The organism is Nostoc sp. UHCC 0302, from assembly GCF_038096175.1.
Classification (GTDB): domain Bacteria; phylum Cyanobacteriota; class Cyanobacteriia; order Cyanobacteriales; family Nostocaceae; genus UHCC-0302.
Genome location: NZ_CP151099.1, coordinates 671937 through 686112, shown reverse-complemented (window position 1 = coordinate 686112; position 14176 = coordinate 671937). Strand labels below are relative to the sequence as shown.

The 14176-nt window shown below is 42.4% G+C and carries 17 protein-coding genes; 8 read left to right on the top strand and 9 right to left on the bottom strand.

Features of this window, described 5'->3' with window-relative positions:
- The first annotated feature begins 125 nt into the window (after window positions 1–125).
- On the top strand, window positions 126–3461 hold the full coding sequence (locus WKK05_RS02790) for an efflux RND transporter permease subunit (protein ID WP_341528290.1): 3336 nt from the start codon (window positions 126–128) through the stop codon (window positions 3459–3461).
- A 131-nt stretch (window positions 3462–3592) separates the two neighbouring features.
- Here WKK05_RS02790 and WKK05_RS02785 read toward each other — a convergent pair whose 3' ends face one another.
- Window positions 3593–5083: a TonB family protein gene (locus WKK05_RS02785; RefSeq protein ID WP_341528289.1), complete on the bottom strand. Its 1491-nt coding sequence runs from the start codon at window positions 5081–5083 to the stop codon at window positions 3593–3595.
- Between the two features lie 338 nt (window positions 5084–5421).
- Between WKK05_RS02785 and WKK05_RS02780 the strand changes: the two genes are divergently transcribed.
- Window positions 5422–6075: a MotA/TolQ/ExbB proton channel family protein gene (locus tag WKK05_RS02780; RefSeq protein ID WP_341528288.1), complete on the top strand. Its 654-nt coding sequence runs from the start codon at window positions 5422–5424 to the stop codon at window positions 6073–6075.
- Window positions 6059–6463, top strand: a complete 405-nt coding sequence (locus WKK05_RS02775) for a biopolymer transporter ExbD (RefSeq protein ID WP_341528287.1) — start codon at window positions 6059–6061, stop codon at window positions 6461–6463. Before WKK05_RS02780 ends, WKK05_RS02775 begins: the two co-directional genes overlap by 17 nt.
- 99 nt (window positions 6464–6562) lie before the next feature.
- Here WKK05_RS02775 and WKK05_RS02770 read toward each other — a convergent pair whose 3' ends face one another.
- Complete coding sequence (locus tag WKK05_RS02770; RefSeq protein ID WP_341528286.1) at window positions 6563–7333, bottom strand: thioesterase II family protein; 771 nt, start codon at window positions 7331–7333, stop codon at window positions 6563–6565.
- A 348-nt stretch (window positions 7334–7681) separates the two neighbouring features.
- Here WKK05_RS02770 and WKK05_RS02765 point away from each other — a divergent pair, with 348 nt between their 5' ends.
- Complete coding sequence (locus WKK05_RS02765) at window positions 7682–9373, top strand: NACHT domain-containing protein (RefSeq protein ID WP_341528285.1); 1692 nt, start codon at window positions 7682–7684, stop codon at window positions 9371–9373.
- Here the strand turns inward: WKK05_RS02765 and WKK05_RS02760 are convergent.
- Window positions 9370–9507 carry a hypothetical protein gene (locus WKK05_RS02760; protein WP_185592387.1) on the bottom strand — a complete coding sequence of 46 codons (138 nt, stop codon included), beginning with the start codon at window positions 9505–9507 and terminating at the stop codon, window positions 9370–9372. The two genes, WKK05_RS02765 and WKK05_RS02760, sit on opposite strands and share 4 nt — an antisense overlap.
- A gap of 49 nt (window positions 9508–9556) precedes the next feature.
- On the opposite strand from WKK05_RS02760, the gene WKK05_RS02755 reads away from it, so the two are divergent.
- The 4 genes from WKK05_RS02755 to WKK05_RS02740 all read left to right on the top strand — a co-directional run bounded on the left by WKK05_RS02755 (window position 9557) and on the right by WKK05_RS02740 (window position 12317).
- Window positions 9557–10351 carry a hypothetical protein gene (locus tag WKK05_RS02755; protein ID WP_341527844.1) on the top strand — a complete coding sequence of 265 codons (795 nt, stop codon included), beginning with the start codon at window positions 9557–9559 and terminating at the stop codon, window positions 10349–10351.
- A gap of 5 nt (window positions 10352–10356) precedes the next feature.
- On the top strand, window positions 10357–11196 hold the full coding sequence (locus WKK05_RS02750) for a hypothetical protein (RefSeq protein ID WP_341527843.1): 840 nt from the start codon (window positions 10357–10359) through the stop codon (window positions 11194–11196).
- Window positions 11197–11436: 240 nt separating this feature from the next.
- Complete coding sequence (locus tag WKK05_RS02745) at window positions 11437–11721, top strand: hypothetical protein (protein WP_341528284.1); 285 nt, start codon at window positions 11437–11439, stop codon at window positions 11719–11721.
- A 329-nt stretch (window positions 11722–12050) separates the two neighbouring features.
- Entirely contained in the window at window positions 12051–12317 is a 267-nt protein-coding gene (locus tag WKK05_RS02740; protein WP_341528283.1) for a hypothetical protein, read from the top strand.
- Window positions 12318–12321: 4 nt separating this feature from the next.
- On the opposite strand, the gene WKK05_RS02735 is transcribed toward WKK05_RS02740, so the two are convergent.
- From WKK05_RS02735 to WKK05_RS02710, 6 genes are all read right to left on the bottom strand, one after another.
- Entirely contained in the window at window positions 12322–12798 is a 477-nt protein-coding gene (locus WKK05_RS02735) for a hypothetical protein (protein ID WP_341528282.1), read from the bottom strand.
- A 90-nt stretch (window positions 12799–12888) separates the two neighbouring features.
- Window positions 12889–13182, bottom strand: a complete 294-nt coding sequence (locus WKK05_RS02730; protein WP_341528281.1) for a hypothetical protein — start codon at window positions 13180–13182, stop codon at window positions 12889–12891.
- 9 nt (window positions 13183–13191) lie between these two features.
- Window positions 13192–13446 (bottom strand): hypothetical protein, encoded by a 255-nt coding sequence (locus tag WKK05_RS02725; RefSeq protein ID WP_341528280.1) that lies wholly within the window; start codon window positions 13444–13446, stop codon window positions 13192–13194.
- A gap of 21 nt (window positions 13447–13467) precedes the next feature.
- Window positions 13468–13686 carry a type II toxin-antitoxin system HicB family antitoxin gene (locus WKK05_RS02720; protein ID WP_341528279.1) on the bottom strand — a complete coding sequence of 73 codons (219 nt, stop codon included), beginning with the start codon at window positions 13684–13686 and terminating at the stop codon, window positions 13468–13470.
- Window positions 13687–13689: 3 nt separating this feature from the next.
- Complete coding sequence (locus WKK05_RS02715) at window positions 13690–13950, bottom strand: type II toxin-antitoxin system RelE/ParE family toxin (protein ID WP_341528278.1); 261 nt, start codon at window positions 13948–13950, stop codon at window positions 13690–13692.
- Complete coding sequence (locus WKK05_RS02710; protein WP_341528277.1) at window positions 13943–14173, bottom strand: hypothetical protein; 231 nt, start codon at window positions 14171–14173, stop codon at window positions 13943–13945. The genes WKK05_RS02715 and WKK05_RS02710 overlap by 8 nt, the downstream gene beginning before the upstream one ends.
- Window positions 14174–14176 lie beyond the last annotated feature (3 nt).

Below are 14176 nucleotides of genomic sequence, written 5' to 3'. Positions count from 1 at the left end.
ACTGAAAATGAGCAATAAAGGGTACTGGGGATTGGGGACTGGATATTGGGTCTTGGGCATTAAATTATTCTTCTCCATCTCCTCCGCTCCCTGTTCCCCAGTCCCTAGTTCCCAATCCCTAACTTATGTTTGTCAATACCTTCATCAAGCGGCCAGTTCTGACGACCGTCTGTACATTCATCATTTTGCTGCTGGGAAGCATCTGTATTCCGATTCTTCCCATTTCTCAGCTACCAGACCTCGCCCCGGTGCAAATTAACGTTACTTCCAATAATGTTGGTGCAGATGCCCAAACAACAGAAAGCACTGTAACTAACATTATTGAAAGACAAATTAACGGAGTTAAAGGTGTATCTTATATATCTTCTAACACGGGCAATGATGGAGCCAGCAATATAACTGTTTCTTTTCCAACGAGTACCAACGCAGATATTGCTCAAGTCAACGTCCAAAATAAAGAAACCCTGGCTGAACCGCAATTGCCAGACATTATTCAACGAACGGGTGTGACTGTTGAAACAGCATCAAGCAGTCTGCTTCTCGCTTTTGGGTTCTATGCAGATAATAGTGAGTATGACAACACTTTTATCAGTAACTATGTTGATTTGTATATTCTCGATCAAATAAAACGGATTCCTGGTGTAGGAAGTGTCAGGATTTTTGGGGAACGCAAATATGCGATGCGTCTCTGGCTCGATCCCAATAAGCTTGCTCAACAAAAACTGACTCCGCAAGATGTGGCAACTGCCCTGCAAGAACAGAATATTCAAGTGGGTGCAGGGTCAATTGGTAAGGAACCAGCACCAGATGGGCAGAGCTTTGAATTTGCTTTAAGAGCAAGTAGTCGGTTTAAAGAAGCGGCTGAATTTGAAGATATGGTGCTGAAGGTTAGCCCAAGTGATGGTAGCAGTACCACTACTAGCACCAATGCCACCAGTAGCACCCTAGTTAAAGTCAGAGATGTCGGTCGGGTTGAACTAGGAGCAGAGAGCTATCTCTCTGATGCTAAATTTGCCCTATCAGGCAGCAATCCCAAGCCAGCCGTGGGTTTGGGAATATATCAACTTCCGGGTAGTAATGCTCTACAAGTTGCCCATGCTATTGAAGAGAAGATAAAAGAGCTAGAGAAGAGTTTTCCACCTGGATTAAAAGCGCAAATCGCATTTGACACTACTCCATTTGTGGAAATTTCCTTAGAAGAGGTATTACACACCCTGGCTGAGGCCATTGTCCTAGTTGTCTTGGTCATTTTTGTCTTCTTGCAAGACTGGCGCACCACCATCATTCCCACTGTTGCTATCCCCGTTTCGCTAATTGGGACTTGTGCAGCTTTGTTAGTTTTAGGTTTTCAGATCAACACACTGACCTTGTTTGGATTTGTGTTAGCGATCGGGATTGTCGTTGATGATGCCATCATTGTAGTGGAGGCAGTTACAGTCAAGCTAGAGCAGGGTATGAGACCCTATGAAGCAGCTGTTGAGGCAATGAAAGAGTTAACTGGGGCAATCATTGCTACGTCACTTGTACTCATGGCAGTATTCATTCCCGTCGCATTCGTTCCTGGTACTACTGGTATTGTCTACAAACAATTTGCTTTAACCGTTGCTGTCTCTATTGCCATCTCAACTTTCAACGCCTTAACCTTTTCTCCGAGTATGGCAGCTATTCTTATGCGGCCATCTCAAATAGGAAGAGGCCCTTTAGGCTGGTTCTTTAACCTGTTTAATCGCGGATTTACTTGGTTCACGCGTCGGTATGTCGGGCTTGTTAGCTTCCTCACCCATGTTAAGCCAATGGTGGTTGGGGTCTTCATTGCTGGTTTAGTAGCAACGGTTTTAATGTACAGAGCAGTACCTACTGGGTTTATACCAGAGGAAGATCAGGGTTACTTCTTCGTGATTGCCCAAGCACCTGACGGGGTTTCTTTGAAGTATACCGAATCAGTTTTGGAACGGGTTGCTAAGGAAGCCATAGCCATGCCAGAAGTGAGAGCTGCTTTTGCAATCAGTGGTTTTGGTTTCGATGGAAATGCTTCTAATTTGGGGCTGGCATTTGTTAACCTGAAATCTTGGAAAGAGAGGCCTGAAGAATCTCAGTCTGTTTATGGAATACTTCAAAGGTTAAACAAAAAACTTTCCACGATTACAGAAGCGAGAGTGATTGCTGCCAATGCTCCACCAGTGCGAGGGTTGAGTACTACAGGTGGTTTTGAATTTATCATTCAAGACCGAACTGGCAATGCTCCGATTGAAAGCCTAGTTGGGACAGCAGAAAAATTTATTGCAGCGGCGAATAAAAAGCCTGTTCTCCAACGAGTATTCACTCAATTCACTGCCAATACTCCCCAATTTCAAATCCAGGTAAACCGCAACCAAGCCAAAGCTCTCAACGTAGAGATTAACCAAATATTTCAAGCGTTGCAGACTTACTTGGGATCGCAATATGTCAATGACTTTGTTCAAGGACAGCGACAGTATCGAGTATATGTCCAAGCAGATGGGGTGTTTCGGTCTAATCCTGATGATATTGGCAAGCTCTACGTTCGCTCTAATAGTGGGGCAATGATTCCGTTGAGTAATCTGGTGCAAATTACTCCGTTTGTCGGGCCGAAAATTATCTCGCATTACAACTTGTACAGGTCAATCAAAATCCAAGGGTCTCCTGCGCCAGGCGCTAGTTCTGGACAAGCGATTAAAGCAATGGAGGAAGTAGCAGCAGAGATATTGCCCCAAGGGTTTGGTTATGAGTGGACAGGGACTTATCTTCAAGAAAAGACTTCTGGAGGAGCTACAGGCTTAATTTTTGGTTTAGCTATTGTTATGGTCTTTCTGGTATTGGCGGCGCAGTATGAAAGCTACGTTGACCCAATTATTATTTTGCTGACAGTTCCCTTGGCAATCCTGGGAGCGATGACAGCGCTTTGGCTACGCTCAAATGTTTTTATGGTGGGTAGCTTGTTTCCGAAAGTGGTGGATGATATCTATTGCCAAGTGGGACTGGTGACTTTGATTGGTCTGGCGGCAAAGAACGCGATTTTAGTCGTGGAATTTGCCAATCAGTTGCATGAGCAAGGTATGAGCTACACGCGGGCGGCAGTGAAAGCAGGAGAAGAACGTCTGCGACCGATTCTGATGACTGCTTTTGCGGCGTTATTAGGATTTTTACCCTTGGTTATATCTGAGGGTGCTGGAGCTAGCAGCCGTTGGTCTCTGGGAACAGCACTTTTTGGAGGACTGCTGCTGGCAACCTTCTTGAGTCTATTCTTAGTACCAATTCTGTACATTTTGGTGAAGAGCCTAGCTCAAGCTCTATTGTTTCGTAAGGGTGGTGGAGGCTCAAATCCTCCAGATTCGCCAAATTCTGCCAATGGAACTTCAGGCTCTGGACGTGGAGCTTTGCCAGCAGGCTCAAGTCAGCCAGAGGCACAACTCAGGTCACAGCAAGATGGCAGAACTGCTTGATAAAAGTTAGGGTATGAGGTATGGAGCATGGGGCATTGGTTATTTGTCATTGAGGATTGAGAAGTGCTGAGTCAGGAGTTAGAAGTTATTCTTTCTTTGCTCCCCTGCTCCCTGCTCCCTGCTCTCCTGCCTCACTCCTGGCTAGCAGGTGCTGATGGTGCAGCAGGCTGGGATTGAGGTTGTTGGCGCAATTGGCGTAGAGATTGCCGCAACTGGCTTTGGCTAGCATTTTCTCTTCGCCGCCGCCGATTTGTAGTTGTTGCTGGCTTTGGTGATGAGTCGTTAGACACTTGCTGACGCTGGATGCGAGGTTGAGAATCTCTTGTACTTCCCTGGTTACGAGATGATCTGGCAGCAGTGCTTTCGACTTGCTGACGCCTTGCTGTAGATTCATTCGAGGATGGTGTAGACTCTCGTCTTTGCCTGTTTCTATTTACGGTAGTAGTTTCCGCAGGAACATCCACAATAGTAGATGTCCTCAGTCGCCTACGTCTTGGTGTTTCATCTGTGGAGTTGGAGTTTGATGCTGCTGTCTGCTGCTGGTTTGTCTGTTCTGCTTGTCGGCGTTTTTTCTCTTCTTGAACTTGGCGATATCGCCGTGAACCCCTTAAGGCATATTCGGTGGCAATAGACACTCCTTGTCTGCCACCTGCTGCCGATTTTAATTTCCACTCACGCGCTTGTCTCAAGGTTTCTTCATCTAAGTAACGGTTTCCACTGGAGCGAGCAACACGCACATTCGTGACATTACCTTTCTCATCGGTATCAACAGCTACCTCTACTCTGCCTTCGATGCCTCGTCGTCTGGCTGCCTCTGGATACTTCGCCCCACACTCTTGACAAGCTGCTCGACCATTTCCTGAATTATTAGTTCTTCTCGGTGTTGATGTTGTTGCTACTGTAGAAATGTTTCCTGGTTTTGTGCCTGTGCCTGTACCTGTGCCTGTGCCTGTACCTGTACCTGTGCCTGTACCCGTGCCTGTGCCTGTGCCTGTACCTGTACCTGTACCTGTACCTGTACCGCCAATTATACCTGTGCCTGTGCCTATAGGGATACCTGAGCCTGTACCTAAAGCAACACCGGAGCCAGAGCCACCTGGATTATTTGAAGGTACTGTACTATCGCCTCCACCACCGCCTGGACTTGTTCTAGAACTTCTAAGTTCACTCAACTGCTGCTTTAAACTTTCGCTATTTTGAGTTGCTGGCTGTGAATTAGAAGGAGATTTCACAGGGATTTCTGGCTTACTGGCAATTTCCCTTGGTGGGGTATTGGTTAACTGTGACGTTTGAGTAGGTTGTTCTGGTTGTTGTACTATGGCCTGCTTTTGTACAATTTCTGGTTCTTTTATTATGGATTGCTTTTGTACTTCTGGTTCTTTTAGTGTTTGTTTAGGAGTTTCTTCAATTAGTTTTTCTGGTTCCGCAGTCGGAGAATCAACGATCGCTACTTCTATGGGTTGGTCTTCTTCTTCAGGTACTCTTGTTAAAAAATTACCTAATCCGGAGGATAGTGCGCCGATATGCAACGCTAGCGAACCAATCAGACTGTAAGCCAGAAAAGACTTAAGAGCCTCAACTTCTTTAGAACGTTGCTCGACATTGATACCAGAAAAGCTCATAGCCTATTGCTACCTATTCTCACTAACTTAGCCATCTTAGGATGCAAAGGTACAAATATCAAGTAAAGAATTAAAATTTTTTGGCTGCTGTTAGATAGCTATGATATGAGTCAAAATGTCTTGTTAGACTATAAATTTCAGGATTTTTAGATAAAATTAACTTTTGTATTGTTTAAATTAAACTATTTTATCTGAAGTCAACAGACAAGTAATTAAAAGTAATGATTGTAGTATTTGAAAAATTTATTATTTTACTTTAAACTTTATTGAGAAAAAGTTTCAGCTTTACTCCAGATTCTGGTAGTCTGACTGTGTATTCTTGAGAACGTTTAGAGAACATGGGAATTCAAAAACTGTTTGAAGCAGGCGGCGTAGTCATGTGGCCTCTGCTAGCGTTTTCGGTGTTGGGTGTGGCATTAATAATTGAGCGTATTAGGTTTTGGGTAAGAATTAACAACCGTCAAAGTCGCGTGGTACGAGATGTATTAAATCTCTATCGCCTTGATAATGTTGTCGGTGCAATGGACAAACTTCAGAAAAATGCAGATTTGCCACTGGCTCGGATTTTTCTTGCCGCTTTAGAGTTGGACGAGCCAAACCCAGAAGAATTTCGTTTGGCATTAGAAAGCGAAGCACAAGCTGAGATACCTGTACTCAAACGCTTTCAAAATATTTTTGAGACAATCATCAGTCTTGCTCCACTATTGGGTCTTCTCGGCACAGTCTTAGGATTAATAGCTTCCTTTGCCTCTTTAAATCTCGGTGATGTGGGAGGTAGCAAAACAACAAATGTGACCGCCGGGATCAGTGAAGCTTTGGTATCGACAGCATCAGGATTGATAGTTGCTATATTTATACTTCTATTTGCTAACACCTTCCGGGGATTGTACCAGCGCCAGATAGCACAGATTCAAGAGTATGGGGGGCAGTTGGAGTTACTTTACCGCCATCGCTATGAACGAGGAGAGAAAACTTATGCGTCTACAAGATGAACCGGAACTCCCAATACAGATCAACATCGTACCGATGATTGATGTGATATTTGCAATTTTGACGTTTTTTATCATGTCAACTCTGTTTTTAACACGCTCAGAAGGATTGCCAGTCAATTTACCAAAAGCAGCAACGGCAAAACAACAGCAAGTTCCGACGAGGATTACGATCACAGTAGATGACAAAAAGCAGATAAGCTTGAATCGCAAACCTGTGGCAATTAATGATTTAACACAGCAAGTAAAGGCTTTAGTTGGCTCTGACTCAGAAGCTTTAGTGGTTATTAATGCTGATGAAAAAGTTGGTTATGGTGATGTAGTGGCAGTAATGGATCGAGTCCGTCAGGTTGAAGGGGCAAAGTTAGCGATCGCCACCCAAAAACCATAAGTAAAATTAGCGTAATACAACAGATAATTTTTGGGCGATATTGAATGCGTTTGGCTTTACCAGTACCGCAGGCGATCGCCCATATTTTTTAGATGTTGCTTACACTAGTGAAGCTAATCCCATTTGCAATTCTTGAGCTATATTTTCCAATAATACTGCTTGCTCTGAGTTGATAAAAAAGTGTCCACCATTAAGCATCTGTAATGAGAAAGAAGCGGTAGTTTGCTCTAGCCATGCTTGCAAATCATTGTGAGTAGCTTCCTGGTCTTGCAAACCACCAAAAACGCTAATAGGACAATCAAGCGGTGGCTCGTGATTATAAACATAAGTGTCTACAACTGCAAAGTCTGCCCGCAGAATAGGAAGGAACAACTGTAACAGTTCTGGATCTTCTAAAACTGCGTTGGGAGTCCCATCAAAACGGCGTAGTTTCGCTAGTAACTCATGTTCTGGTAGGGCGTAGATGGGTGGTTTAGTTGACGGGAGCTGCGGGGCGCGGCGACCAGATATAAAGAGGTGAAATGGAGCTAAACCGTACTCAGAGCGGAGTAGACGAGTCAATTCAAAGCTAATTAGTCCACCCATACTGTGACCGAAGAAGGCGAATGGTTTGTCTAAGTATGGTATGAGAATGGAAGCGATCGCACTTACCAGCGGTTTTAACTGCGTGAACAGAACTGACTTGATTTGTCTTCCCCGTCCTGGTAGTTCCACAGGACAGACTTCAACAGTGTCAGGTAAGCTATTAGACCAAGTGCGAAAAGCTGAAGCCCCACCACCAGCATAAGGAAAGCAGAATAAACGTACCTTTGCTTGAGGATTAGGCTTGGGACAAGTAACCCAGGAATTAAAAGTTGGTGTAGTTGTCATGATAAAACTTGGAGTTGAATAACAATTATTAAATACATAAAAGACATGATTTACCCTTCCCTTTTATGGGTTTAAGCTGTTTACAACTTTTTTAGATTTTAAATTTAATATCTGCAATAACCTTGCAAATTATTGCAAATAATTCTTACTGTGTAAAGTCTGATTAAATTGAGTTCAAGTTTTTGCAGCTTTGATTATACTGTCGGCAATACTTTCAACTTTAGCTTAAATGCTTTTGCCATCTGCTTTTTCGCAGCGTGCGTCATCGCGAAAACTCACGTACAAATTTCATTAACTTTAACGTTATATTTATAAGAACAGATTTTAGAAAAAATCCTTGTTACTCCTATGACAGGAATTGACGCTTGGGCGATATCAGTCGTTAGCGGTGTCGCAACTCCCATTTTTCAGTCCCTTTTGACAAGTGGCGGAAAGGTTCTAGGAAATGTTGGCAGAAGTTTAGATGAAACAACTAAAAAGATAATTTTTACTGCTTCCAAACAATATGAAAAGAAGTATGAAGAGCGTCATGGCATTCTCAAAGTGTTGGGAATGCGTGAACCTGTTAAGTTGGAATCTGTCTACACAGCAGTACAGTTTTTAGATGATGATGCTATCCGGAGCTTTGAATCTATCGAAAATTTAGAAAATTTCTATCGCCAAGCCAAAAATCGCAGATTTCAATCTCAAAATAGTCGCAAACAAGCAGGAATTAAAGTTGCTAATGATAAGCAATATCTGATGGTACTTGGTGGCCCGGGTGCGGGTAAGTCTACATTTCTCAGGAAAATGGGACAAGAAGCGCTCAAAGGGAAAAAAGGACAATTTATAAACTCCTGTATTCCAGTTTTTATCGAATTGAAAAAGTTTACATCGAGTGATATCAATATTGAAAAAATTATTGCTGAGGAGTTTGAACTTTGTGGTTTTCCAGACCCTGATAAATTTACAGCTAAAGCCTTAGAAGATGGTAAATTACTGATACTGCTAGATGGATTAGATGAAGTACCAACAAAGAAATTGACAGAGGCTATTAGCGAAATTCAAAACTTTGTTGACAAGTACGATAATAATCGTTTCATTACTTCCTGTCGTACAGCGGCTTATCGCACTGGGTTTCGCCGCTTTAGTGATGTGGTAATGGCAGATTTTGATGATGAACAAATTCAACAATTTATATATAACTGGTTTAATTCAGAAGCAGATAAACAGGTAAAAACAGGTGATAAATGCTGGGAATTACTACAAAAAGCAGAAAATGTTGCTGCTAAAGAGCTAGCCCATACTCCTTTGTTACTGACATTTCTTTGTTTGGTTTATGACCGTTCCCAAAGCTTTCCAGGTAATCGCAGTGTTCTTTACCGGAAAGCACTGCGGATACTTTTAGAAGAATGGGCGTCAGAAAAGCGAATTCTCCAAGATGAAATTTATCAAGGACTGCATACAGAATTAGAAGAGATATTACTATCCGAAATTGCTTATACAGGTTTCAAGTCTGATAGGTTTTTCTTTCCTGGACGCGATATTGTTCAGCAAATCAAAACATTCTTAGCAAGTAATCTTAATGCACCTCAACATTTAGATGGTGAAGCAGTTCTAAATGCTATTACTGTGCAACAAGGAATTTTGGTAGAACGAGCAGAAGATGTGTTTTCTTTCTCTCATCTGACGCTACAGGAATATTTAACAGCACAGTATATTGATGACTATCGCAAAGTTGACCAATTAGTTACTGAACACCTAATAGATAAACGCTGGAAAGAGGTGTTTTTGCTAGTAGCTGGGTTAATGCGGGGCGGTGCAGATGAGTTGTTATTGTCGATGGAAAAAGAAGCGCAAAAGTATATTAATACATCGAAACTGCAAGCATTATTAACTTGGGCAGAACAGGTAACAGCTGGAGCTGAAGGTGATTTTAAACCTGTGGGTAAACGTGCAGTTGCGATCGCGATCGCTATTGCCAACACTAACGTCATCACCATGACTTACGCTATTTGCCATACCAATGCTATTGTTAAGGCCAAAGCCCTAGCTATCTAATTGGTATACAAAGCAGGTAAACTGAGGAAAGCACCTAGCAGCAGTAAAAAATTAGTGATAGTAAAGTTGCCTCGCCATCGCCCAGAACGAAAATTCAGTAATATCAAACGAATAGTATTAGAATGTTCACTCATTGAGTGCGTGCATTGTGGGGCAGAATTAGCGCTACGCAGACCAAGACACATGCGTAAAACCATTCAAACAATGGATGGTGCAGTATTTGTGGCAGGCAAGAGTAAAGAATGTACCAATCATAGTTGCACACATTTTGGTAAACATTACTACGCGACTGGCGTGTTAAAATACAGTCTGCCTTACAGTACTTATGGGCTAGACGTGCTGGCATTTATTGGTTGGCAACATGAAAATGAGCATCAACAGTTGGCAGAAATTCGGCGCTTATTAAACCAGCGTGGTGTTGAAATTAACGAAAGCAATGTAGGTAAGCTATACCGTCAATTTCTGGCACTATTGGGTGGAACGATTGCACATACACAGGAGAAATTAGCTGCCACAGCAGTCCATCATGGTGGCTTGATTTGGGCAATAGATGCCTTACAGCCCGAAGGCCACGGAACCTTACTGTATGTATTGTACGAGGTATTAAGCGGTACACCAGTAAGTGGAATTCAGTTACCACAGGCACAGGCACAAAGGTTAATTGAGTGGCTGCAACCATATAAAGAGTTACCGTATAAAGTGCTAGCAACATTGTCAGATGGGGAAAAATCAATCATTGCGGCAATGAATTCAAGTTGGCCAGATGCACCCCATCAACGTTGTCAAGCCCACTTTCTCAGTAATTTAAGTGAAGTGGTGCTGCCATTAGACACAAAGCTCAGACAGCAATTAAAAGCAGATTTAGATGATCTGCCAAAAGTCCCTGAGTACTCAGAAAGAGCCCAACACCCAGGCTCCGAACAGCAGCAAGACAGTCTCCCTTTTTTTCAGGAATCCCCTATTTGTCACGAGACATAGAGTTAATGGCAATCGAATCCCAGATTCGGGCTGCGGTTCGGGATTGTGTCAATCGCACCAGTCGCAAACCTTTTCGCTGGGGCGGTTTAAGCGGCTACCAGCAATTAGAAACTATTGGACAGATACTACGTAGTTTACCATGTCGAGAACTTGATACAGATTATTTGTCTCTCTTGTCAGTATGGATTGACCAAGCCTTAAGTAGCAATCGTTCATTAGCCTCCGACTTAGAAGAAACACACAATTGGTTGCAACGAATTGCAGAATGTTTGCACTATCCTGAACAAACCAGTCCACGCATTGATTGCGCGACCGATGTTACACAAACTGTAAAATTACCTTTAACAAGTTTTCAAGTTCGGCGCGAAATGGAAGAGTTATTACAGCAATTTCAGCCCGACCCTCAACAAAATCCCGCACAGTTTGCCTTGAAGAAAAAGCTACAAAAACTATGGCATAAATACGGTACTGATTTATTGCACTGCTATGACATTCCTGGCTTACCGCCAGATAACTTGAAAATGGAAGCTATGTTTAGCCTTTTGCGTCGCAATCAACGGCGAATTAGTGGGCGCAAATCAACTGCCGAATTACGTGATTTTGGGCAATATCAAGTTCTTTTCTTCGCCGAAAGTGAACAAATGTTGCTGACACAAATTCGGGAAGTGCCTGTAGCGGAATACAACACTCAACGTCGCAGATTAGCAATGGATGAAGCACCCCGTCAACAAAAACATCGCCTTCATCGTCATCCAGTTACCACAATACAAGCTTTAGTCGATCAACATACGGAACTTCTGACTGTGCTTGAGTCTCAAGCCCTGAAATACCAATTAGATAGCTAGGGGGCCAAAGCCAATGTTATCACTATTGACAAAGCCATTGCTAGCGCCATTGCCATCACCAACGCCAGTGCAGACGCCCTAACTATCGCTATCACTATTGCCATTGCCTACACCAAAACCTACGCAAATGCCTACGCTATCGCTAACGCCTACGCCAACGCTAGTGCCAACGCCATCGTAATCGCTATCGATTACACTTATGAACTTGAAAAATTAAAAATCTTCAATAACGTCAACTTGATGGCGCTAATTGCCCAACTTCAAGCACTAAAAGCTCAAGTTCCTACTGATAAACAGCCGCGGGAAGTGCTTCAGGCATTTACTCAGCGCCTCCAACAAACGTTACTCAATGCTTTCTATCTCACTCAAGAAATGCTAAATCTATCTGAGGCAGAAGCAAAGGCACTGAACAATTATATTTATGCCAATGAGCTGATTATCCAGTGCAAACAAGCAGCAGTGCGAGTGTCGCCGCAAACCTGGGAAGCAATTGAGGGGCGAATGTTATTGGTTCCATATAGTTGATTAACAATAGGTAAGTAATACCAATTTGAAAAAAGAATGTGACAAATAGACCATTTGTAGAGACGCGATGAATCGCGTCTTCACCCAAAGATGTGTTGCAATCATTAATTGAATTGGTCTAAGTCGGCGCTAATATTTCCAATTATGTTGAGAAATCTCAATGTTGTAGCGACTGTCTTAAAAGTCAAGCCATCGTTACCCAAAAAAAATCACCAGGGAAAAATACAGCAGCAAAAAGTAAGCCAACTATGTAATGGCAACACAGAAAGAATAAAAAGCATAACAAAGGACTAGCAACTTTATCGAACTAACTCCTAAACTCATCTCTTGTGAACAGAGTTCTGAAAGAGATGAACGGAGTTCTGAAGGAGATGAACGGAGTTCCAAGAGAGATGAACGGAGTTCTGAAGGAGATGAACGGAGTTCCGAGAGAGATGAACGGAGTTCCAAGAGAGATGAACGGAGTTCCAAGAGAGATGAACGGAGTTCCAAGAGAGATGAACGGAGTTCCAAGAGAGATGAACGGAGTTCCGAGACTCGCCGACGAGTATTTGAAGGGGATGAACGGAGTTCTAAAACTCGCCGACGAGTATTAACTTATTAAGAGCCAGAAGTTTTTGCAGATTTGGCTTTGCTAATAGCTTTAAAGCGTTCACCCAACTGTTCGGCAATAGTTTTTAAGCCTGGAGTCTTTTTTGCAGCAGTCTTGACATAATCATAAACTGTCAAACTGCTAGTCATAGCTTCACTACCGACAGCCAGTAAGGTATCATCAACTTGTTCGGTGAGTTGCCGCATTGAAATTAAAAGTTCGGTAAGCGTAGTGGCTAACTGATAATCTCTGACAAATTCGTCAACGTCAAAGCTGGCTGGAAGAATCTCACGGTTAGACTGAGCAGCAGTGACGCTATTATTTACAAAGGCTAGGCTTTTATCGCCCATTTTGACTAACTTGCGCCGTTCTTCTGTGCTTAAAGTAACTAAAAAGGGTAGCTTTTTTTGCACTATCTGTAAGGCTGCTTTAATTTCTTGGATATCTGCTGGCGTAATGGAGCCTGTAATATTTTGATAAGGCATCGTATTTACCTTGGGGTATTCTAAGGGTGAAGTAGCAGTGTTTGCTGAGTATAGAATTCCCATTGACAAATGCGATCGCACACAATTACTCTATTTATTTATTCGTTTTAGTGCTGATGCTGATGGATATTGGCCAGATGCTATCAAAGCTTGGCGTTCTATAGTTCTTTCATCACCATTAAAATCTAAAATGCGTGCTGTTAGGGACTTGCGTGAAAATAAAGTACCAGTAAACCGAGTTTCGACTGCGCTCAACTCTCGACGGCTGAGGGTTGAGCGCAGCCGAAACCCGTCTGCTTCTGGAATTAAGCAATACTCACATAGATAATCAGAGCGTGATGCAACTAACCGCCGCAGTTCTACATTAATGTAAGGACTAGACACTTTAAAGACTTACTCCGCGCGGATGTACTGGTAAGCTTTTGCTTTTGCTAATCTCATAATATGTTCCAGCGTGAGAAAATGATCTAACTCCTTTTTCTCCTCTGGTGTTAGCTCCCCTGTTTTATGTTGGTAAACCAGATACTCTAAGCGTTCTTTTGCTGTATCTGAGAGTTGAAACTTGACAACGCTTTGGGGAGTGGTTCCAGCAGCAATAAACTCGATAATTTCGTCGTAAACTTTGGTTGTATTTACAGATATAGTCATAAGTTTACCTCTTTAATTTAATTATGCTACTTTCAATGACTGTCCTAGCGTTTGAGGCTCTGGGAGAGGTTGACCATCTTCTAAAGATGACTCAATCAGCATTTCTAAAACTTCTTGAGCATTTTTGAGAACTTCTTCATAGGTGTAGCCGTGAGTGTGACAAAACTCTCCCCATTCAGGAAGACTGACAACAAAACATTCATCTTCGTCAGACCATTGAATAATTATTGTGTATTTCATAATTTACTCATACACCTCTCGTCGATGAGCAATAGTGTTTACAACAACTTGACTTATGTCATCATCAATTTGGTAAATCACGCGATAGTCACCTATGCGATAACGGTAGTAGCCTGCTAAGTCACCTTTGAGAGGTTTAATATTGGGGTGGAAACGAGGAGTTTGTTCGAGTTGCTCAAAGCATCTAGCAATTTTTTTGGCTAAAGCTTGGTCTGCTGAACTATAAATCTTTTCTGCTTCAGCAGATAAAACAACGCTATACATCAGACCGTATTGTTCTCCAACTTTTTACGCGACCCTCTGCAATATCTTTTTTACTCCTCTCAAAGGATTCAATAAATCCAGGAATATCAAGTAATTCTTGGGTAGCATCTTCACTCTCTTTATCAGCCAGATAAGCTAAAAAATCAGCAACCAGTTGTAAGCGTTCTGAAGATAATACATCTAAATATTGGTTGATTTGCTGACGAACTTCTGTGTTGTTCATGTT

What these genes read in the sequence shown, in the direction of transcription:
- WKK05_RS02790 (WP_341528290.1), top strand. Translation starts at nt 126, where the DNA reads ATGTTTGTCAATACCTTCATCAAGCGGCCAGTTCTGACGACCGTCTGT.
- WKK05_RS02785 (WP_341528289.1), bottom strand. Translation starts at nt 5,083, where the DNA reads ATGAGCTTTTCTGGTATCAATGTCGAGCAACGTTCTAAAGAAGTTGAG.
- WKK05_RS02780 (WP_341528288.1), top strand. Translation starts at nt 5,422, where the DNA reads ATGGGAATTCAAAAACTGTTTGAAGCAGGCGGCGTAGTCATGTGGCCT.
- WKK05_RS02775 (WP_341528287.1), top strand. Translation starts at nt 6,059, where the DNA reads ATGCGTCTACAAGATGAACCGGAACTCCCAATACAGATCAACATCGTA.
- WKK05_RS02770 (WP_341528286.1), bottom strand. Translation starts at nt 7,333, where the DNA reads ATGACAACTACACCAACTTTTAATTCCTGGGTTACTTGTCCCAAGCCT.
- WKK05_RS02765 (WP_341528285.1), top strand. Translation starts at nt 7,682, where the DNA reads ATGACAGGAATTGACGCTTGGGCGATATCAGTCGTTAGCGGTGTCGCA.
- WKK05_RS02760 (WP_185592387.1), bottom strand. Translation starts at nt 9,507, where the DNA reads ATGAGTGAACATTCTAATACTATTCGTTTGATATTACTGAATTTTCGT.
- WKK05_RS02755 (WP_341527844.1), top strand. Translation starts at nt 9,557, where the DNA reads ATGCGTAAAACCATTCAAACAATGGATGGTGCAGTATTTGTGGCAGGC.
- WKK05_RS02750 (WP_341527843.1), top strand. Translation starts at nt 10,357, where the DNA reads ATGGCAATCGAATCCCAGATTCGGGCTGCGGTTCGGGATTGTGTCAAT.
- WKK05_RS02745 (WP_341528284.1), top strand. Translation starts at nt 11,437, where the DNA reads ATGGCGCTAATTGCCCAACTTCAAGCACTAAAAGCTCAAGTTCCTACT.
- WKK05_RS02735 (WP_341528282.1), bottom strand. Translation starts at nt 12,798, where the DNA reads ATGCCTTATCAAAATATTACAGGCTCCATTACGCCAGCAGATATCCAA.
- WKK05_RS02725 (WP_341528280.1), bottom strand. Translation starts at nt 13,446, where the DNA reads ATGACTATATCTGTAAATACAACCAAAGTTTACGACGAAATTATCGAG.
- WKK05_RS02720 (WP_341528279.1), bottom strand. Translation starts at nt 13,686, where the DNA reads ATGAAATACACAATAATTATTCAATGGTCTGACGAAGATGAATGTTTT.
- WKK05_RS02715 (WP_341528278.1), bottom strand. Translation starts at nt 13,950, where the DNA reads ATGTATAGCGTTGTTTTATCTGCTGAAGCAGAAAAGATTTATAGTTCA.
- WKK05_RS02710 (WP_341528277.1), bottom strand. Translation starts at nt 14,173, where the DNA reads ATGAACAACACAGAAGTTCGTCAGCAAATCAACCAATATTTAGATGTA.